We start from the raw sequence: 19,500 nt of genomic DNA on the forward strand, positions 1-19,500 counted from the left end.
ATGATATTTTGTAGTTAAAACAAAAAATCCATTTAAAATATTGTCGTATTGTTTTAATAAGAAATCATTTTTGGATTATTGATTCGGGCGCAGAAAAAAACAGGAGAGAATTCTGAGGATCGTTTCGGATTGATTTTGTTGATATAGATCGTTTATTGGAAGGCTTTTTCTTTTGTTATTCCGATGGTTTTTGCTACCTTTGCAAATTGTAAATTACATTAGTAGTAACTAAAAGAAAGCGTAAATGGTAAAGATTAAATTTCCTGACGGGAATGTAAAAGAGTTTGAATCCGGGATTACCGGTTTGGACATAGCGAAGTCGATTAGTCCTAAGTTGGCTAAGGAGGTATTGTCAATATCCGTAAATGGAGTCACGTGGGACTTGACGCGGGGAATTACGACAGATGCCGAGATTAAGCTAAACACGTGGGATGATGAGGAAGGACGCCATGCTTTCTGGCACTCGTCTGCACATCTTATGGCAGAAGCTTTGCAAGAACTCTATCCGGGAATAAAATTCGGGATAGGCCCTTCGATCGAAAACGGTTTTTATTATGATGTAGATCCGGGTGAGGGGGTATCCATCCAGGAAAAAGATCTTGTGGCAATCGAGAAAAAGATGTTGGAGTTAGCGAGAAAGAACGAAGAATATTGCAGGATAGATGTTAGTAAGCGGGAGGCGTTGGATCATTTTTCATCTTTGGATGAAACCTATAAGGTCGAATTGATCAATGATCTGGAGGATGGAACGATCACCTATTATCGACAGGGGGATTTTACGGATTTGTGTCGCGGACCGCATCTGCCCAATACCTCCTATATAAAGGCTATTAAGTTAACCAGCGTTGCCGGCGCCTACTGGAGAGGGAACGAACACAACAAGATGTTGACCCGCGTATACGGGATCACTTTCCCGAAACAGAAGATGTTGGAGGAGTGGGTGCAGATGATGGAGGAGGCTAAATTGCGGGATCACCGGAAAATAGGTAAAGAGATGGAGTTGTTTACTTTTTCTCAGGCCGTGGGTTCCGGTTTACCCATGTGGTTGCCGAAAGGGGCGATGCTCAGGGATCGTTTGGAAGCGTTCTTGCGGAAAGTACAGAAAAAGTATGGATACGAGCAAGTCATTACGCCTCATATCGGTAATGTAAATTTGTATAAGACTTCCGGGCATTTTCAGAAGTACGGAAAAGATAGTTTTCAAGTAATCACAACTCCGCAGGAGGGAGAGGAGTTCATGTTGAAACCGATGAACTGTCCTCATCATTGTGAGATATATAAATTTAAACCTCGTTCCTATAAAGATCTCCCGGTGCGTTTTGCCGAGTTCGGTACGGTATATCGTTACGAGCAAAGCGGGGAGTTGCACGGGTTGACGAGGGTACGCGGATTTACGCAGGATGATGCGCATCTTTTCTGTACTCCGGATCAGTTGAAAGAGGAGTTTAAAAAGGTAATCGATATTATTTTCATTATATTTAAGGCTCTTGATTTTAAAGATTATACGGCTCAGATCTCTTTACGGGATCCGAACAATAAAGAGAAATATATCGGTACGGATGAGAATTGGGAGAAGGCCGAACGAGCTATTATAGAGGCTGCCGAGGAGAAAGGGTTGAATACCACCGTAGAGTTGGGAGAAGCTGCTTTTTACGGCCCGAAGTTGGACTTTATGGTAAAGGATGCCATCGGCCGGAAATGGCAGTTAGGAACGATTCAGGTGGATTACAACTTGCCGGAGCGTTTCGAATTGGAATATACCGGAGCCGATAATCAAAAACATCGTCCCGTTATGATTCATCGGGCGCCTTTCGGAAGTATGGAGCGTTTTGTTGCTGTTTTGATCGAACACACGATGGGGAAATTCCCCTTGTGGTTGACTCCGGAGCAGGTTGTTATTCTTCCGATCAGTGAAAAATACAACGAATATGCTCAAAATGTTTTGAATTTGTTAAATAATTACGATATTCGCACCGTCTTAGACGATCGTAACGAAAAGATTGGTCGGAAGATACGTGATAACGAGTTGAAAAAGATCCCGTATATGTTGATTGTCGGAGAACAGGAGATGAACGAGCATAGGGTTTCCGTGAGACGTCAGGGAGAGGGAGATAAAGGATCTATGACACCGGAAGAATTTGCGACGATGATAAATAAAGAGGTAGAATCCCAGCTGGATTCTATCTATAATTACTAATAAAGGAGGATTAATTATAGCACGAACAATGGAAAGTAGGGGCTTTAGAGGTCAAAATGACAAGCCACAGCACAGAATAAACGAGCAGATCAGAGCTGCCTCTGTGAGAGTCGTTGGAGAAAATGTAGAACCGGGGGTTTATTCTTTGAAAGAGGCCTTAGCGATAGCGGAGGCTGCGGGAGCCGATCTGGTAGAGATTTCTCCTAACGCGGATCCACCTGTTTGCCGGGTGATTGATTACAGCAAATTTCTGTATCAGTTAAAAAAGAAGCAGAAAGAGATCAAGGCGAAAAGTGTTAAAGTGGTAATAAAAGAGATTCGGTTCGGACCGCAAACGGATGAGCATGATTTTAACTTTAAATTGAAGCACGCCAGAGGTTTTTTGGAAGAGGGGGCGAAAGTGAGGGCATACGTGTTTTTTAAAGGACGTTCTATATTGTTTAAGGATCAGGGATCCGATCTTTTAGAGCGTTTTATCAGTGAATTGGATGATTACGGGAAGGTAGAGTCAGCTCCGAAATTGGAAGGGAAAAAGATGATTGTGGTTATTGCTCCTAAAAAGTAATTTTGATCGATATTTTATAATTATATTTTTCTGAAACACAATTAAAATTAGAACAGATGCCAAAGATGAAGAGCGTAAGTAGCGCGAAAAAAAGGTTTACCTTGACCGCTACGGGGAAGATTAAAAGAAAACATGCTTTTAAGAGTCATATTTTGACGAAAAAGAGCACAAAAAGAAAGAGAAATCTTACTCATTCGACAATTGTAGATCAAGCGAATGTAAAGGGCGTGAAAGAGATGCTTTGCATGTAAGATTATTTTAAATTAAACAGTTATTAACCAGAATGTTAAGCCTAAATAGAAGTTTCCATCGGAACGCTAACATTCAAAAAACAAAAGAGTATGCCAAGAGCTAAAAATGCCGTTGCTTCGAGAGCACGCAGAAAAAAGATTTTAAAACAGACCAGAGGAAACTTTGGAGCAAGAAAGAACGTCTGGACGGTTGCCAAAAACACGTATGAGAAAGGTTTATTATACGCGTACCGTGACAGAAAGAAGAAAAAATCAGAATTTAGAGCATTGTGGATTCAGAGAATTAATGCTGCTGTCAGAATGGAAGGTTTGTCTTATTCCAAATTTATGGGCTTAGTTCATAAAGCAGAGATTAATATGAACCGTAAAGTTTTGGCTGATTTAGCGATGAATCAACCGGAAGCTTTCAAAGCTGTTGTTGCGAAAGTGAAAGAGTTAGCATAGTGATTATGAAATATCGATTAAAAAGGCTGCCGTAAGGTGGCCTTTTTTTATTTTTAAATGTTAACTTTGTAGCGTAGAGTTCCGAATAAAGCAATGGTACTATGGAAGGGGAGAATCCGGGGGACAGGTAAAATTTTTAACATGATGAAAATAGCATTATTGGGTTACGGTAAAATGGGAAAGGCGATCGAGCGTATGGCTTGTGAGAGAGGGCATGAAGTGGTTTTTATCGCGGATGACCGTGACCGTTCTGTCGAACAGGACGAGCGGTTACGCGAAGCGGATGTGGCGATTGAGTTTACGATGCCGGCTGCAGCCGTGGATAACTACGCCTGGTGTTTTCGTAACCGAATTCCAGTGGTTTCCGGTACGACCGGTTGGTTGAATCGTTGGGAGGAAGTGATTGGCATGTGTAAGGAATTGCAGGGTAGTTTTTTTTATGCTTCTAATTTCAGTATCGGTGTCAATATATTTTTCCATTTGAATCGTTGGTTAGCCAAGACGATGTCCCGCTTCGAAGGTTATAAAGTATTCGTGGAAGAGACGCACCATATTCATAAGTTAGATGCTCCGAGCGGAACGGCCATTGCCTTGGCAGAAGGGATCATGGAACAGCACGGGAAATATTCTTCGTGGAAGTTGGACGGAGAACCGATAAGAGAGGGGGAAATCCCTATTACGGCAAAGCGGGAGGGGGAGGTGCCTGGTATACATTCGGTAACGTATCAATCCGATGCGGATGAGATCAAGATTTATCATTCGGCTCTTTCAAGAGAGGGTTTTGCGTTGGGGGCCATAATGGCCGCGGAGTTCTTGGTCGGCAGAAAGGGTGTCTACGGAATGGAAGATTTATTGCATTTGGACAATAATAAATAATGGGCGGTTTGTATGTACTTTTCGTCTGGACGGAGAAGGAATAGATCGTAAATCTAAATAGAAAAATATGAGAGATATCTTAATAAACAAATGGTTTAAATTCGGGATCGTTTTATTGGTATATTTATTGTGGACTTGTTGGGTAAGTTCCTGGTGGCTATTATTAGGCGTACCTGTTATTTTTGATATTTATATTACGAAAAAAATACATTGGGCGTTTTGGAAGAAGAGAGGGGTAGAAAAACAAACAAAGGTGGTGGAGTGGATCGATGCCTTGATTTTTGCTATTGTTGCGGCTACTTTGATTCGTATGTTTTTCTTTGAAGCCTATACCATACCCACTTCCTCCATGGAGAAATCGATGATGGTCGGAGATTATCTTTTCGTGAGCAAATTGGCTTATGGTCCTAAATTGCCGAATACCCCGTTATCGGTACCTTTTACTCATCATACGTTACCTTTTACAACATCTGCCAAGGCGTATTCCGAAGCCATACAATGGCCTTATAAACGAATTGCCGGTACGGGAAAAGTTAAACGGAACGATATTGTCGTCTTTAATTTTCCGGCCGGAGATACCGTGGTACTCGGCATGGAGAATCCGGATTATTATTCTCAGGTAAGAGACGAAGCCATAAAGGTTAAAAATGCAGGAGCGGGGTTAGGATACATGTTGTCCGACGAGGAAGCCGCTTTGTACGCGGGAAATGCTTTGAAGAAAAAATACCGGGTTATAACTCGTCCCGTGGACAAGAGAGAGAATTATATTAAACGGGCGGTCGGAATGCCGGGAGATGTGTTGGAGATGAGAGATGCTCAACTTTACGTGAATGGAGAGAAAGCGGAGGACAGCAAAGGGATGCAATACAAGTACATCATAAAAACAAGTCGTCCATTGGATTTGGCTAAATTGCATGACATGGGGGTTTCTTACGAGGATTTGAGGATGAATTACGGAGATGTTTACATTGTACCTTTGACCGTGGAGATGTTGGAAAAGGTAAAGGCTCTTCCGAATGTGATTTCTGTGACGAGGGAGCGGAGTAGCGAGCAGGTATTTCCGTATAGTTCCGATTATCCGTGGACAAGAGATGATTTCGGCCCTCTTCCCATACCTAAGAAGGGAGAGACTGTAACTTTAACTTTGGAAAATCTACCTCTTTACAGACGAGTGATCGGAACATACGAGGAGAATAAATTGGAGGTGAAGGATTCTGTCATTTATATCAATGGTCGGCCGACTGACCAATATACATTTAAGATGGATTATTACTGGATGATGGGAGATAACCGGCATAATTCGGCGGATTCCCGTTATTGGGGATTTGTTCCGGAAGATCATATCGTCGGAAAGGCGTATTTTATCTGGCTGTCTTTAGATCCTGATAAATCATTTTTGAGTAAGATACGATGGAATAGGATGTTCCGGTTTATTCATTAAAAAACGGCTCAGCCGTTTTTTTATACGATTTAATTTATTATTTTGTCGGTGTAAAAAAAATACATATACAATGACTGCTAAAAATAATAAAAAGACATTTGTATTAGATACGAATGTTATTCTTCATGATTACAAGTCAATTTATAATTTCGAGAATAATGATATCGTTATTCCTATTGTCGTGTTGGAGGAGTTAGATAAATTTAAACGGGGAAACGATCAGATCAATTTCCATGCCCGCGAATTTGTTCGCGAATTGGATCAGATTGCGGGGCAGGATTTTTTCGTTAAGGGAGCTTCTTTAGGAAAAGGGATGGGAAGATTGTTTATCCAACCGGGAGTCCCTTTTTCTGACGAGATGAAAACTTCTTTTAGCGATGATATTCCTGATCACCGAATATTGGCCGTGGCTGAATATTTAAGTAAAAAGAAAGAGGGCGAGAAGGTAATCTTGGTCACGAAAGACATGAACCTTAGGATGAAGGCTAAATCTTTAGGTGTACAGGCTGAAGACTATAAGACCGATCAGGTAAAGAACTTAGACACGTTCTTGAATAAAAGCGTCGTTACAATAGAGGATTTTTCACCGGAATTGATCGCTAAACTGTATGAAAATAACGGGGGAATTCCCGTTGCTACTTTTTTCCCGGGACAGGAAATTAAAGGAAACCGGTACTATATTCTGAAGAACGGCAGTAATTCGGTGCTTGCCTGTTATGATCCCGTGAAACAGGTAGTTCGTAAAGTGGAAAAATTGAACGCTTTCGGAATATACCCGAAAAATTCGGAACAGGCTTTTGCCATGGATGCTTTACTCAATCCGGATATATCCTTGGTCGCCCTTAGCGGAAAAGCCGGTACCGGAAAGACTTTGCTTGCCTTAGCTGCCGCTTTGCAACAGAATAAGAATTTCGAACAAATATATTTGGCACGTCCTATCGTGGCTCTCTCCAATAAGGATTTGGGGTATTTGCCCGGAGATGCGACCGAAAAAGTCAGTCCTTATATGCAACCTCTGTTCGATAATCTGGGGGTGATAAAACACCGCTACAATATGCATAGTCAGGAAAGCCGCATGATAGACGATATGCTGAAAGACGAGAGGTTGGTGATTTCTGCCTTGGCTTTTATACGGGGCAGGAGTTTGTCCGATGTCTTTTTTATCGTGGACGAGGCTCAAAACCTGACCCCCCATGAGGTCAAAACGATTATCACCCGTGCCGGAGAAGGGGTAAAAATGGTATTTACCGGAGACCTTGATCAAATCGATTCTCCGTACTTGGACCGGCAATCCAATGGCTTGTCCCATCTGTTTGACCGGATGGAGGGACAGGATATTTTCGCCCATGTGCATTTGGAGAAAGGGGAGAGAAGCTACTTGGCCGAGGTGGCAAGTAATTTGTTGTAACTTGTCGTCACGTGATCGATAAATAAAAGAGGTGACCGGGATTCCGGTCACCTCTTTTATTGTATAAAAGCTGTTGTTACTCTACAATGTCCATAAAGACAGTCTCTTGAGCGTACGGATAGAACTCTCTGTCGGTGGTAGCTTTTTCCTTTAATTGAGGCTCCATTTGAATGGCTTTTTGTAATGCCATGGCCATAGCAGAGGTATCCTTTACTCTGGCGGCAGCGATGGCCATCAAATAATATTCATAACCGTTATTCAAATTTAATTTTTTGAACGTATCTAAAGCGGCACGATTATCTCCGGCCATTAATTGGGAATAAGCTAAGTTGATATCCGGCATCTCTTTCAAATAGGGGATGGCTTGTTTATAATTACCTTCCTGCATGAGGATTAATCCCATATTGTATTTAGCTTCTTTTTTGACGGAGGCCTTACCGAACATCTCTTTTGCTTTTGCTTTGTTGCCTTCTTTCATATAGGTTATACCCAAATTATTGTATGTTTCCGGTTGTTGTTTCATAACAAGGGCAGATTCCAATAATTTTTTGGCTTTACCGTATTCTTTATTCTGGATGGCCATTGCAGCTAAATCGTTTAATAAGTTTGCATCCGTTTGTGAAGAGAGTACGGAATTTTCCTGCAATTGTGGTAAATAATAAGCCGTTACCTGATTTTCAACCTGAATGGTTGCGGGTACCGTGTAGAATACGAAAAAGTCAGCTCTGCGGAGTACGGGAAGAATGACATCTTTCAGTTGCGGAACTTTTTTGATGTACGATTCCAATAGAGCTTCGCGTTGGGCATTGGTCGTGGCATTTTTCATCTCTCTTACCATCATCTCCTTATCCTTGATGTTAGAGTCGTTGAGTAATAAGTAAAGACCTTCCCAGTTTTCGTTTACCGTATTAGCCACGATGAATTTGGAATTTTTAGCCATGGGGGTATTGGTAAAGCCTAAGTCCTTTTCGAAGAAGGCTTTTGACGTTTTAAACCGGTTGGTCGTCAGGTTCTTGTTTAATCTTTCGGCTCCTTCCGGTGAACTGGAAACGAACATGATCATATTGGTAATTCGAGCGTTTTTATCTGCCAAAACTGCTTTCATCTGTTTGCTTGCCTGCATCATGATGTTTGATTTTTTCTGTGCATCAGGAATAACGGATTGTGCTAAGGGGAAAAGTACGTAACCGCTTACCACTCCGACACCCGTAGCCGGGACATCTTTTACGAATGTTTCCGTGAATAGGGGGATTGCGTTAGGATCGGAAGGAATGGAATAGGCATATGTTTTCCATACTTTTACTCCATTGGAGTTTAAAATAGCGGGAGTCAGGGTTACCGACTTGTCGCCCATCATCGCTTCGATGTCTGCCATCAATACGCCTTTTTGCATCCCTTCTTTAAACGGGAAGGACAGGTTGTGCGTGGAGAATGTGTTCCCTTTGTATTCTATCACCGGATAGTTCGTACCTTTTACTTTTTCTCCCTGGAAGTAAAGGGGAGATAAAACTTCTTCACCGCCGGGATATTGCATTTTGGGAGTCACTTTTAATGTCAATTTTTTATAAAATTGTTTCGGTGCGAAAGCAATATTGTAGTTGAAGTTTACAGTCCCGTCCACCGAAATGAGTTGTTCCGGACTTACCTGTCCTATAACGGCCGTTTCGATGGCTTCTCTTTCCAATTTTTTCATGGAATTACAGCTTCCCATTAGGAATGAGAGTGCAAGAATGAATGCGCTACTAGTTATTAAGGTTAGTTTTTTCATAATACTCTTTTTTTAGTTTAACTTATTTTCTTCATTTAATTCTTCTGTTCACTATTTCATAATCACTCTAACGAATTTAAATGAATAAGGTTTGTAAAATTTATTTTTATCTTTGTCCGAAATTTTGATTTTTGAATAGATTGATGATGGAAGATAGAGTTAAGCCTGTCTATATAGAAAAACTTTTTGAAAGTAAGAATCCTAAATTGGCCAGATGGATTCCCGGTTTTGTGTATTCTTTTTTAAAGAGAGTTATTTGCCAGGATCAAATAAATGATTTTATCTCTAAATACGGGGATCGGAAGGGACTGGATTTTTCCGACGGTATATTAGAATATTTGGATATATCCTTTCAGGTAGAGGGTGCGGAGAATCTGCCGGATCCTGACGGGAGATATATTTTTGCCTCCAATCACCCTTTAGGAGGACCTGACGGAATCATTTTGATCTCTTTTTTGGGTCAGAAATATCCGAATTTAAAGTTTCCGGTCAATGATTTGTTGATGAACCTGAAAAATTTGAACAATATCTTTTTGCCGGTTAACAAGCACGGAGGGTTGGCGAAGGAGGCTGCTGCGGCTATCGATGAGGCGTATGCTTCCGATTGTCAGGTGATCATGTTTCCTGCCGGTATGGTAAGTCGTAAGTATTATGGTGTGATACAAGATCCTGAATGGCAAAAGAGTTTCGTCAGTAAAGCGGTCAAACATCATCGGGATATCGTGCCGATACGGGTTGTCGGAAGAAATTCGAACTTTTTTTATAATCTGGCGAATTTTCGAACCAGGATCGGTTTAAAAATAAATATAGAGATGATGTTTTTACCGAAAGAGACCTTTAAAAAAAGAGGAGCCTCCTTTACGATAAAGATAGGAAAGCCCATACCGTGGCAGACTTTAGACAATAGCAAGACCTCCAAAGAGTGGGCAAAGATTATCCGGGATATGGTTTATCGGATGTAGAGGTTCGTTTTGACAGGCAATTAAAAGTCTGGAATGAAAGGTAAAACTCTATATTTTTTTTATTTTTGTGCGTAGATAAATCGTGATACCATGCAACCGGTTATATATCCTGTGGAAAAGGCGAAACTGATCGCCGAGTTGACGGAAGACAAGTTTGTTCGCAAGACGAATAAGGGAGGGAATGAGATTTACTCTTTGAATGCTCATAACGCTCCTTGTGTCATGCAAGAGATAGGTCGCTTACGCGAGTTGACCTTTCGTACGGCAGGAGGAGGAACCGGTAAGGCTGTCGATATCGATGAGTTTGATACGGACGAGGGCACACCTTACCAGCAATTGATTGTTTGGGACCCGAAGGAGTGTGAGATATTGGGAGGGTATCGCTACATATTGTGCGATAATCTTTCTTTGAACGCGGAAGGAGAACCGAATTTAGCTACCACTGAACTTTTTAGATTGTCGGAGAAATTTAAGAAAGAGTACCTGACGAAGATGATCGAGTTAGGGCGTTCTTTCGTGCAACCGCTTTATCAATCTACGAAAATGGGACGCAAGTCGTTGTTTGCTTTGGATAATTTGTGGGATGGATTGGGAGCTTTAACCGTTGAAAATCCCGAGATGAAATATTTTTTCGGCAAAGTGACGATGTACACGAGTTTTAACCGGGAGGCCCGGGATCTTATACTTTACTTTATGAGGAAATATTTTAGAGACCGGGAAAGACTTGTAGAACCGATTCGTCCTTTAGAGATTCATATTGACGAGAAAAAATTCAGCCGGATTCTGATCGGTGCCAATTACGAGGAGGATTATAAGATCTTATCCAAATGCGTTCGGGAGCACGGAGAGAATATCCCGCCTTTGGTGAACGCTTACATGAGTCTCTCTCCTTCCATGAGGACTTTCGGTACGGCCATTAACCCGACATTCGGAGGGGTGGAAGAGACGGCGATTATCATTAAAATCGAGGATGTTTACGAAACGAAAAAGGCTCGCCATATTTCAACCTACATTCCGAGAATATTGCGTTTAAGACGTTTTTAGTATGAGATGCCGACGAATATGAGACTGATGCCGATGGTTAAATAGACGAGAGATTCGATGTAATGCATGGCTAAGGAGAAGTGTTTCTGTTGCATCAGGCGACGGGATAGTCTGTCTGAGAGGATAGCCACAAACGAGAATACGAACCAGGCCTGGAGCATGAATAGGACTCCGAGGAGGAGAAGTTCCCCCGAGACGTTCGTTTTTGTCGGATTTACGAATTGAGGAAAGAAGGCTATAAAGAAAAGGAGCACTTTCGGATTCAAAATATTCATTAATATCCCTTTCTTGTATAATTTTTGTTCTGCCTGCTGATGCCGGGACATGGCAAGTGTGTCCGAATTCCTGTGAAGGAAAGATTGGACGCTCAGGTAAATCAGGTAGGCGGCTCCCATGAATTTCAATATGATGAATGCTATCGGAGATTGGTATAACAAGAGGGAGAGTCCTAAACTTACGGCTGCCGTGTGGACGATCAATCCGGTACACAATCCCGTGGCGAATATGATTCCCGCTTTTTTTCCCCGGAGGATACTTTGCGTGATCACGAACAATATATCCGGTCCCGGCATTAAGGTCAATAGAATGGAAGCACTTAAAAATCCGATTATGTTCATGTTTCCCTCTTTTACGTTCGTTTAAATGCTGTCAAATCAGTTTATCCGGATTCTGCTTGATGAAATCACCCCAATCCTTGCATTTGGAACCTCCGGTTGTGGGCAGGGAGCCTTGCAAATGGTGACAATAGGCGATGGCAATAGCGTCCGTTTCATCCAACGTGGAGATCGTATCCGGCATGACCATGAATTTGCCTAAAAGCAAGGCGATTTGTTCTTTAGAAGCTTCTCCGGTTCCCGTGATGCTCATTTTAATTTTTTTAGGAGCGTACTCGAATATGGGAATATTACGTTGTAGGGCTGCAGCAATGGCAACCCCTTGCGCGCGACCCAATTTTAGCATGGATTGAATATTTTTCCCGTAGAATTGGGATTCAATGGCTAATTCATCCGGGTGATAACTATCGATGACTTGTAGGGTACGTTGAAAAATACGTTGTAGTTTAAGATAAGGATCTTCTACTTTTTTCATATCGACGACTCCGGAAACGACAAGTTCCGGCCTGCAATTTTTCCCGGTAGTCCGAATGATGGCATACCCCATAAAATTAGTGCCCGGGTCGATTCCCATTATGAGTTTTTCCATGTTATATTTCCTCCAATAAGGTGCTGAAATAGAGAACTTGTTGATCAAATTGATCGAGTAGCTTTTTCAATAACTCCTCCTGATGTTTTTCGAGGAAAGCCTGATAATCTTTTTCTGCCGGAAAGATCAATTGCAAGGAGAACGATTTGCCTTGAGGTTCTTGTGTTTTTATCCGGGTGAACAGTATATCGCTACATAATCCTTTCTCCCGAATAGCGGGAAGATGATGATTTTGCATCCAGTTGATCAAGGAAGCTTCTGTGTCGTTTTCCACGTGGAAGGTGGTGTTGTAAACGTAGCGCATGGATAATATCGGAATGAACTGTTTACCTCTAAAAGCCCGATTATAAACAATTCGGCTTTCAGAGGTAATGGTTATTATTTTATCAAATCGGTTTTCATAAACGGCTGCAATACTTCCGGCACGCGAATGCCTTCGGGACTTTGGTTGTTTTCCAACAAAGCGGCCACGATACGGGGAAGGGCTAACGAACTGCCGTTCAGAGTATGCGCCAGCGTTGTTTTTTTGTCTCCTTTGTTTTTAAACCGTAATTTCAAACGGTTGGCTTGGAACTCTTCGAAGTTGGATACGGAGCTTACCTCTAACCAACGGTCTTGTGCTTTCGAATAAACTTCGAAGTCATAGGTTAAAGCAGAGGTAAAGCTCATATCTCCGCCACAAAGACGAACGATCCGATAGGGAAGGCCTAATTGGATCAATAAACTTTCCACGTGTTTAACCATACCGTCCAAGGCTTCGTAGGATACTTCCGGACGGGTAATCTGGACGATTTCCACCTTATCGAATTGGTGCAGGCGGTTCAGACCGCGCACGTCCTTTCCGTAAGAACCGGCTTCCCGCCGGAAACAAGCCGTATAGGCGGTATTTTTAATCGGCAATTGTTCCGCATCCAGAATCACGTCACGGTACAGGTTGGTAACGGGAACCTCCGCAGTCGGGATAAGATAGAGTCGGTCCTCGTTAACGTAATACATCTGTCCCTCTTTGTCCGGCAATTGTCCGGTTCCGAAGCCGGAATCTTCATTGACGACCAAAGGAGGCATGACCTCTTCGTATCCTGCTTTTGTATTTTCTTCGAGAAAGAAATAGATTAATGCTCTTTGTAAACGGGCCCCTAATCCCTTGTATACAGGAAATCCGGCTCCCGTGATTTTTACGCCCACCTCGAAATCTATCAATTGATATTTTTTTGCCAGATCCCAATGGGCTAATTGGCCTTCCTCGTGGGTCGGGATATTATTGCTGATCTTCACGATGACGTTATCGTCCGCGTTTTTACCGGGAGGAACACAATCGTGCGGAAGATTCGGGAGTCTGACGATTAGTTCGTTCAATTCTGCTAAGGTGTCGCTGTGTCTCGTCGTTAAAGCGGCAATCTCTTCCTTTAAGCGGGTGGTTTGTGCTTTAGCCGTCTCGGCTTCGGCTTTTTTCCCCTCTTTCATGAATAACCCGATCTGTTTGGAGATCGTGTTCATTTCTGCCAGCTTGTCGTCCGATTCTTTTTGAAGATTTTTTCTCGCATCATCGAGATATATGATTTTTTCCACCAATTCCTTTGCATCAAAGTTCTTGACGGCTAATTTTCGAATAACCGTCTCTTTGTTCTCTTGAATAAATTTTAAATTCAACATATCGATTCGATTTATAATTTACGTTGGATTCCGATCATTAAGTTATTGATCTGAAACTCCTGTTTGCGGTTGTAAAAATAAAAAAAACTCCTGTCTTTAAGAGGCAGGAGTTTAAATATTTTGCATTTTTCTATTTATTCTGCAATAGGTTCTATGGAGACGTAAGATTTATCTCCTTGTTTTCTGGTGAAAACAACGTTTCCGTCAATCAAAGCGAATAAAGTATGATCTCTACCCATGCCCACGTTTAATCCCGGGTGATGTTGGGTTCCTCTTTGACGAACGATAATATTACCGGCTTTGGCAAATTGTCCGCCAAAAACCTTCACTCCTAATCGTTTACTTTCAGATTCACGACCGTTCTTAGAGCTACCTACTCCTTTTTTATGTGCCATATCGTATTAAAATTTTAGAAGTTACAAAATAAATTAAGCGTTGATCTCTTCAATTTGAAGCTGAGTCAAATATTGACGATGACCTTGTTTCTTAGCGTAACCTTTTCTTCTTTTCTTTTTGAAAACGATTACCTTGTCCCCTTTTAAGTGGGATAGTACTTTGGCCGTAACCTTTGCTCCCTCTACAATAGGAGTTCCGACTTTTACCTGACCTTCGTTTTCCACCAAGTATACTTTGTCAAATTCTACTTGTGAGCCTTCTTCTGCTTCCAGTCTGTGTACATAGACTTTACGGTCTTTTTCTACTTTGAACTGCTGTCCTGCGATTTCTACAATAGCGTACATTGTTTTTTATTATTAAAGTTAATACCATGGGGTGGGATGATTCCGCTTTTCATACCCCTGAGGTTAAATTTTCGCTCGGCAAAGGTAATAATAGTTTTTTGAATAACAACCTTTACAATGAAAAAATCAAAACTGACATGACTCTTTGTTTTTACCGGGAGAAGTGTCGGCCGTTGATGCGGTGAAACGGGTTAGGGTAGAGTGGGATTTGTCTCGAAAATGATTATATCCCGGAGAAATCGATTTTATCTCCGGGATTTGTTTTATTTTTGCATGGAATTAGTTTTATAAATGATAATGGTATGAAATATATTGCTCGTTTTATCATGATGCTTTTCGGTTGGAAAATGGTCGGAGAGTTACCGAAGGATAAGAAAGCCGTGGTTATTTCCGTTCCTCATACTTCTATTATGGATTTTATTTGGGGAAAGTTGACTTTTATGAGTAAGGGGATACCCACGTTTATATTGATGAAGAAGGAGTTTTTCTTTTTTCCATTGGGAATGATATTGCGTGCGATGCATGTAATACCCGTAGACCGGGGAAATAAAGACAACCATTTGGTGGAGCAGATGGTGGAGGAGTTTAAGAAACGAGACTCCATGTATTTGACGATTACTCCGGAAGGAAGTCGAAAAAAAAGGAAAAAATGGAAAAAGGGTTTTTTGGTGATAGCCAAACAAGCCGGGGTGCCGGTTTATTTAGGACGTATCGATTACAAATACAAGTATTGTACATGGGGAACCCGTTTTGAGCCGTCGGACGACCCGGATGCCGATTTGCGTTATATCATGTCGACCTATAAGGATGCTCACCCTCGTCATCCTGAGAATTTTTCTACTGGCGATTGATTATGAGAGAAAAGGTGAATATTGCTGTTATACAAGCCCGGTTGGCATGGGAGGATGTTCCTGAAAATTTGAGCTGTTTTGAGGAGCGGTTAGAGCGTGTATCGGGGGCGCAGATCATTGTTTTGCCGGAGATGTTTTCCTCCGGTTTTACCATGCAGGGCAAGGAGAAGATAGCTCCTTTCTACGAAGAGACTTTCTCGAAATTATTGGAATGGGCTTTCCGGAAGAAGTCTTTAATTATGGGATCGGTTATCTTTCGCCAGGAGGAGCGTTTTTATAATCGCTTATTGGCTGTTTTTCCGGATGGGAAGGTTGAGTGGTATGATAAGCGTCATTGTTTCACCATGGGGGGAGAAGACAAACATTTTACGTCCGGAAATAAAAAATTGCTCATTGAATACGAAGGGGTGAAAATAGCACCTTTCATATGTTATGATTTGCGTTTTCCGGTGTGGAGCCGCAATACGGAAATGTACGATATGGCTGTTTACGTGGCCAATTGGCCTGCCGTCCGGCGGGAAGCGTGGCAAATACTGTTGCGGGCGAGAGCGATAGAGAATCAATGTTATGCAATAGGTGTAAATTGTGTCGGGAAAGACGGGAACGGATTGGAGTATTCCGGTGATTCTGCGATTGTTTCTCCCAAGGGAGAGGTGCTGGTGCGATGTAAGGCTTACGAAGATGATATTCGTCAGATGGATATCGATTTGGTCGGTTTACGGGAATTTCGGAAGAGATTTCCCGTACTGGAAGACCGAGATAGGTTTATTATTCAGAAATAGTAGTAATTTCGCGTGTATTGTAGATCATAAGTAGTAATAACAGTTGACGGCAACGGATTTTGTATTCGAAGCTATTAAAAATGTAAGAAATGAAAAAAATTGGGTTAACCTTAATGGGATTGTGTATGATGTTAAGTTTGGCTGCGCAGGAGAAAATTTTGACAATGGAAGAGGCTATCGTGGGGTATCACCTCTATCCGCAGTCGAAATATATCGCGTGGCAGGGAGAGAGTAATAATTTTACTTATCTTTCCGATAAAAATTTGATAAGTGAAAATGCGGCCACGGGAGAAAAAAGGGTCGTATTGACAACGGAAGAGTTGAATCGGATTTTAGGAACGGAATTGAAGGGATTTCCTCAGTTCTCCTGGTTGGATGAACAGACATTGGCTGTTCGGCGTCAAGGTAAAGAGTTCCAAATCGATGCGGTCGGTAAAAGGTTGAAAAATACCATCGTGTTTCCCAAGGGTGCTGCTAATATAACTTATTGTGCTCCGGCTGAGGCTTATGCCTACACGGTGGATAATAATCTTTATTATGTCGATAAGAGAGGAAATAGTTTTGCCGTGACGGAGGATGAGGATAAGAATATCGTGAACGGGCAGTTCGTGAGCAGAAATGAATTTAATATTAACGAGGGGATATTTTGGGCTCCTGACGGAAAAAAAATGGCTTTTTACCGTAAAGACGAGAGTGAAGTAACCTCTTTTCCCTTGTTGGATATCGAGAGCCGTACGGGTACGTTACGTGAGATTAAATACCCGATGGCCGGAATGAAATCGGAGCAGGTAAGTTTAGGTATATACGATATGGCTTCCCAACGTATCGTGTTTTTGAATGCGGATGATTTTGGCAGGGAACAATACCTGACTAATATTACATGGAGCCCCCGAGGGGATGCCATTTACGTGCAGGTCTTGAATCGGGGACAGAATCATATGCGCTTGAATAAATACGATGCGTCAACAGGTAAATTGATAGCGACTCTGTTCGAGGAAAAATCGGATACTTACGTGGAACCGCAGGATAAATTGCATTTTGTCAACGGTTCGGATCGTTTTATTTTCCGGACGAATAACCGGGACGGTTATTTTAATCTTTATCTGCATGACGGGAACGGAAAATTACTTAAACGTTTGACTCCGGTGGAAGCTGATGTAGAGTTTGTCGCTATGGATAAGGCGGGCAAATATGCATACTATCTTTCGTCCGAGATCTCCCCGGTTGAGAAACAGCTTTTCCGGGTGGATTTGAAAAGCGGAAAAAGAAGTCGTTTGACTTCCGCCGAAGGATGGCACATGATTAACATGAGTAGCGACTGCTCCTATTTCGTGGATAATTACAGCAGCCAATATGTTCCCCGGGTCATTGATTTGGTAGCTAATAACGGGAAACAGGTGCGTCGTATTTTGACGGCCGAAAATCCGGTGAAGGACTATAAATTCGGAGATATTACTTTGGGCAAGATAAAAGCGGCTGACGGAAGTGATCTGTACTATCGTTTGATCAAACCGATCGATTTCGATCCGAATAAGAGATATCCGGTGATCCATTATGTGTATGGAGGGCCGCATCTGCAGCTGGTTAAGAATTCCTGGAATGCCTCTTTGAGTATGTGGGAGATGTATATGGCCCAGCGGGGATACGTGGTGTTTATATTGGATAATCACGGAACACCTAACCGGGGAAAAGCGTTTGAGGATATCATCCATCGGCAATGCGGACAACAAGAGATGGCCGATCAGATAGAGGGAATTAAATTCCTGGCTTCTCAGCCGTGGGTGGATACGGATCGTATCGGTGTTCACGGATGGAGTTACGGAGGATTTATGACCATATCGTTGATTACCAATTATCCGGATATCTATAAGGTAGCCGTGGCCGGAGGTCCCGTTATCGATTGGAAGTGGTATGAAGTGATGTACGGAGAACGTTATATGGATAGCCCTCAAGAGAATCCGGAAGGATATGAGAAAGTAAGCCTTATTCATAAAGCGAAAGATTTAAAGGGAAAATTATTGATTTGCCAAGGAGCGGTCGATCCGGTAGTTGTGTGGGAGCATAGTTTGAGCTTTATCCGGGAGTGTATTAAAAATAACGTACAAGTGGATTATTTTCCTTACCCGTGTGCCGAGCACAATGTACGGGGTCGGGACCGGATTCATTTGATGCAAAAAGTGACGAATTATTTTGAAGATTATTTGAAATAAAATACGGAACAGGAGCCCGGATGGCGGCTCCTGTTTTTTTTATCAAGAAATCGGTCCGCGTGGAAAGTCCCGTTATAGGAAATTGACGGTATGTGATATTTTGACGCAGGTGGTATCTCGAAGGTATGTAATTACATTTAGTAGTTTATTTTTTCTGTTTCTTCGGGTACTAATGGCTTCGAGGTCGGAATTGAAATTTTTGTAGGGAGTAGTTTCCTGTCAATATTCAGGGGGAGAACGATGGTAACTTATGGAGCGATTTTTTTTTGAAGAGGCTATTTGTTGGAATAGGTTCATTAGAGTCTATGACTTTATCCGTATATTTGCCTCGGAATGGAAAGCTGTTTTCAACGTTCAATATTTTAATGTATGCGTATAGATATTTTAAGTGTAGTACCGGAATTATTGGATAGTCCGTTAAATCATTCCATTATTAAGCGGGCGAAAGAGAAGGGAATTGTGGAAATTTTTATCCATAATATCCGGGATTGGTCGAGAGACAAACATCGGAAGGTGGATGATTATTCGTTCGGGGGAGATGCGGGATTGGTTATGATGATTCAACCGGTTTTTGATTGCATTCGGGAGTTGACTTCCCAACGTCGGTATGACGAAATTATCTATACGGCTCCCGATGCTCCGACATTTAATCAACGAATGGCTAATGAATTGTCGTTGAAGGAGAATATTATGATTCTTTGCGGACATTATAAAGGGGTGGATCAACGAATCCGGGATTATTTGATTACCAGGGAAATATCTGTCGGGGACTATGTGTTGACGGGTGGAGAGTTACCTGCCTGTATCATGACCGATGCCATTGTTCGTTTGATTCCCGGGGCTATGAATGACGAGAGTTCGGCATTGAGCGATTCGTTTCAGGACAATTTATTGGCACCTCCTGTTTATACCCGTCCGGCGGATTTTAACGGATGGAAGGTTCCGGAGGTCTTGCTTTCCGGTAATCATGCGTTAATCGACGAATGGCAGGAAGAGCAGGCATACGAGAGAACCAGGTTATTGCGTCCGGATTTACTGGAGGAAGATGAGTCTTTCCTGTTTTGACATCTATCAATTCAACGGGGGCTCCTTCAATTGCTTCTTC

At 42.1% G+C, this 19,500-nt stretch carries 19 protein-coding genes and 1 pseudogene; 13 read left to right on the forward strand and 7 right to left on the reverse strand.

All coding sequences use genetic code 11. The annotated features are described in order from the left end of the window. The first annotated feature begins 244 nt into the window (after positions 1-244). The 7 genes and pseudogenes from thrS (at position 245) to BN3283_RS03745 (ending at position 7,182) form a co-directional block, all read left to right on the forward strand. Positions 245-2,197: a threonine--tRNA ligase gene (thrS, locus tag BN3283_RS03715; protein WP_041502067.1), complete on the forward strand. Its 1,953-nt coding sequence runs from the start codon at positions 245-247 to the stop codon at positions 2,195-2,197. 28 nt (positions 2,198-2,225) lie between these two features. Continuing rightward, a pseudogene (gene infC, locus BN3283_RS03720) lies at positions 2,226-2,759 on the forward strand (translation initiation factor IF-3); the annotation flags it as partial. 59 nt (positions 2,760-2,818) lie between these two features. After that, entirely contained in the window at positions 2,819-3,013 is a 195-nt protein-coding gene (gene rpmI / locus BN3283_RS03725; protein ID WP_041502066.1) for a 50S ribosomal protein L35, read from the forward strand. A gap of 90 nt (positions 3,014-3,103) precedes the next feature. Next, positions 3,104-3,457, forward strand: coding sequence for a 50S ribosomal protein L20 (gene rplT / locus BN3283_RS03730; protein ID WP_041502065.1), 354 nt, complete (start codon positions 3,104-3,106; stop codon positions 3,455-3,457). 144 nt (positions 3,458-3,601) lie between these two features. Beyond that, positions 3,602-4,333, forward strand: coding sequence for a 4-hydroxy-tetrahydrodipicolinate reductase (gene dapB / locus BN3283_RS03735; protein WP_059025774.1), 732 nt, complete (start codon positions 3,602-3,604; stop codon positions 4,331-4,333). A 67-nt stretch (positions 4,334-4,400) separates the two neighbouring features. Further along, the gene (gene lepB, locus BN3283_RS03740; protein WP_059025682.1) at positions 4,401-5,774 is read left to right on the forward strand and encodes a signal peptidase I; all 1,374 of its coding nucleotides are present in this window, start codon (positions 4,401-4,403) and stop codon (positions 5,772-5,774) included. Positions 5,775-5,844: 70 nt separating this feature from the next. Beyond that, positions 5,845-7,182, forward strand: a complete 1,338-nt coding sequence (locus BN3283_RS03745; protein ID WP_059025683.1) for a PhoH family protein — start codon at positions 5,845-5,847, stop codon at positions 7,180-7,182. Positions 7,183-7,258: 76 nt separating this feature from the next. On the opposite strand, the gene BN3283_RS03750 is transcribed toward BN3283_RS03745, so the two are convergent. Then, positions 7,259-8,950, reverse strand: a complete 1,692-nt coding sequence (locus tag BN3283_RS03750; protein ID WP_059025684.1) for a tetratricopeptide repeat protein — start codon at positions 8,948-8,950, stop codon at positions 7,259-7,261. A 146-nt stretch (positions 8,951-9,096) separates the two neighbouring features. Between BN3283_RS03750 and glsA the strand changes: the two genes are divergently transcribed. After that, positions 9,097-9,912: a lyso-glycine lipid O-acyltransferase GlsA gene (gene glsA / locus BN3283_RS03755; RefSeq protein ID WP_082667067.1), complete on the forward strand. Its 816-nt coding sequence runs from the start codon at positions 9,097-9,099 to the stop codon at positions 9,910-9,912. A gap of 90 nt (positions 9,913-10,002) precedes the next feature. Continuing rightward, a complete protein-coding gene (gene glsB / locus BN3283_RS03760) occupies positions 10,003-10,956 on the forward strand; it encodes a glycine N(alpha)-acyltransferase GlsB (protein WP_059025686.1) in 954 nt (317 codons plus the stop codon). Here glsB and BN3283_RS03765 read toward each other — a convergent pair. The 6 genes from BN3283_RS03765 to rplU form a co-directional block, all read right to left on the reverse strand. After that, entirely contained in the window at positions 10,953-11,573 is a 621-nt protein-coding gene (locus BN3283_RS03765; RefSeq protein ID WP_041505408.1) for a LysE family translocator, read from the reverse strand. The genes glsB and BN3283_RS03765 overlap by 4 nt on opposite strands. Positions 11,574-11,604: 31 nt before the next feature. Next, on the reverse strand, positions 11,605-12,159 hold the full coding sequence (gene ruvC, locus BN3283_RS03770) for a crossover junction endodeoxyribonuclease RuvC (protein WP_059025687.1): 555 nt from the start codon (positions 12,157-12,159) through the stop codon (positions 11,605-11,607). Between the two features lies 1 nt (position 12,160). After that, positions 12,161-12,463, reverse strand: coding sequence for a DUF4286 family protein (locus BN3283_RS03775; protein ID WP_059025688.1), 303 nt, complete (start codon positions 12,461-12,463; stop codon positions 12,161-12,163). 74 nt (positions 12,464-12,537) lie between these two features. Next, positions 12,538-13,812 (reverse strand): serine--tRNA ligase, encoded by a 1,275-nt coding sequence (gene serS / locus BN3283_RS03780; RefSeq protein WP_059025689.1) that lies wholly within the window; start codon positions 13,810-13,812, stop codon positions 12,538-12,540. Between the two features lie 134 nt (positions 13,813-13,946). Then, a complete protein-coding gene (rpmA, locus tag BN3283_RS03785; RefSeq protein WP_041502055.1) occupies positions 13,947-14,207 on the reverse strand; it encodes a 50S ribosomal protein L27 in 261 nt (86 codons plus the stop codon). A gap of 33 nt (positions 14,208-14,240) precedes the next feature. Further along, positions 14,241-14,552 (reverse strand): 50S ribosomal protein L21, encoded by a 312-nt coding sequence (rplU, locus tag BN3283_RS03790; protein ID WP_041502054.1) that lies wholly within the window; start codon positions 14,550-14,552, stop codon positions 14,241-14,243. A gap of 302 nt (positions 14,553-14,854) precedes the next feature. Between rplU and BN3283_RS03795 the strand changes: the two genes are divergently transcribed. The 4 genes from BN3283_RS03795 (at position 14,855) to trmD (ending at position 19,460) form a co-directional block, all read left to right on the forward strand. Continuing rightward, positions 14,855-15,403 (forward strand): 1-acyl-sn-glycerol-3-phosphate acyltransferase, encoded by a 549-nt coding sequence (locus tag BN3283_RS03795; RefSeq protein WP_059025690.1) that lies wholly within the window; start codon positions 14,855-14,857, stop codon positions 15,401-15,403. A 2-nt stretch (positions 15,404-15,405) separates the two neighbouring features. Further along, a complete protein-coding gene (locus BN3283_RS03800) occupies positions 15,406-16,185 on the forward strand; it encodes an amidohydrolase (RefSeq protein WP_070807444.1) in 780 nt (259 codons plus the stop codon). Positions 16,186-16,274: 89 nt separating this feature from the next. Beyond that, positions 16,275-18,395, forward strand: a complete 2,121-nt coding sequence (locus BN3283_RS03805; RefSeq protein WP_059025691.1) for a S9 family peptidase — start codon at positions 16,275-16,277, stop codon at positions 18,393-18,395. A 369-nt stretch (positions 18,396-18,764) separates the two neighbouring features. Continuing rightward, positions 18,765-19,460, forward strand: a complete 696-nt coding sequence (gene trmD / locus BN3283_RS03810; RefSeq protein WP_059025692.1) for a tRNA (guanosine(37)-N1)-methyltransferase TrmD — start codon at positions 18,765-18,767, stop codon at positions 19,458-19,460. Positions 19,461-19,500: the final 40 nt, after the last annotated feature.

Origin of the sequence: Gabonibacter massiliensis (assembly GCA_001487125.1) — a bacterium.
Classification (GTDB): domain Bacteria; phylum Bacteroidota; class Bacteroidia; order Bacteroidales; family Marinifilaceae; genus Gabonibacter; species Gabonibacter massiliensis.

Coding starts and splice junctions, on each gene's coding strand:
- thrS (WP_041502067.1), top strand. CDS start 245: ATGGTAAAGATTAAATTTCCTGACGGGAATGTAAAAGAGTTTGAATCC.
- rpmI (WP_041502066.1), top strand. CDS start 2,819: ATGCCAAAGATGAAGAGCGTAAGTAGCGCGAAAAAAAGGTTTACCTTG.
- rplT (WP_041502065.1), top strand. CDS start 3,104: ATGCCAAGAGCTAAAAATGCCGTTGCTTCGAGAGCACGCAGAAAAAAG.
- dapB (WP_059025774.1), top strand. CDS start 3,602: ATGAAAATAGCATTATTGGGTTACGGTAAAATGGGAAAGGCGATCGAG.
- lepB (WP_059025682.1), top strand. CDS start 4,401: ATGAGAGATATCTTAATAAACAAATGGTTTAAATTCGGGATCGTTTTA.
- BN3283_RS03745 (WP_059025683.1), top strand. CDS start 5,845: ATGACTGCTAAAAATAATAAAAAGACATTTGTATTAGATACGAATGTT.
- BN3283_RS03750 (WP_059025684.1), bottom strand. CDS start 8,950: ATGAAAAAACTAACCTTAATAACTAGTAGCGCATTCATTCTTGCACTC.
- glsA (WP_082667067.1), top strand. CDS start 9,097: ATGGAAGATAGAGTTAAGCCTGTCTATATAGAAAAACTTTTTGAAAGT.
- glsB (WP_059025686.1), top strand. CDS start 10,003: ATGCAACCGGTTATATATCCTGTGGAAAAGGCGAAACTGATCGCCGAG.
- BN3283_RS03765 (WP_041505408.1), bottom strand. CDS start 11,573: ATGAACATAATCGGATTTTTAAGTGCTTCCATTCTATTGACCTTAATG.
- ruvC (WP_059025687.1), bottom strand. CDS start 12,159: ATGGAAAAACTCATAATGGGAATCGACCCGGGCACTAATTTTATGGGG.
- BN3283_RS03775 (WP_059025688.1), bottom strand. CDS start 12,463: ATGCGCTACGTTTACAACACCACCTTCCACGTGGAAAACGACACAGAA.
- serS (WP_059025689.1), bottom strand. CDS start 13,812: ATGTTGAATTTAAAATTTATTCAAGAGAACAAAGAGACGGTTATTCGA.
- rpmA (WP_041502055.1), bottom strand. CDS start 14,207: ATGGCACATAAAAAAGGAGTAGGTAGCTCTAAGAACGGTCGTGAATCT.
- rplU (WP_041502054.1), bottom strand. CDS start 14,552: ATGTACGCTATTGTAGAAATCGCAGGACAGCAGTTCAAAGTAGAAAAA.
- BN3283_RS03795 (WP_059025690.1), top strand. CDS start 14,855: ATGAAATATATTGCTCGTTTTATCATGATGCTTTTCGGTTGGAAAATG.
- BN3283_RS03800 (WP_070807444.1), top strand. CDS start 15,406: ATGAGAGAAAAGGTGAATATTGCTGTTATACAAGCCCGGTTGGCATGG.
- BN3283_RS03805 (WP_059025691.1), top strand. CDS start 16,275: ATGAAAAAAATTGGGTTAACCTTAATGGGATTGTGTATGATGTTAAGT.
- trmD (WP_059025692.1), top strand. CDS start 18,765: ATGCGTATAGATATTTTAAGTGTAGTACCGGAATTATTGGATAGTCCG.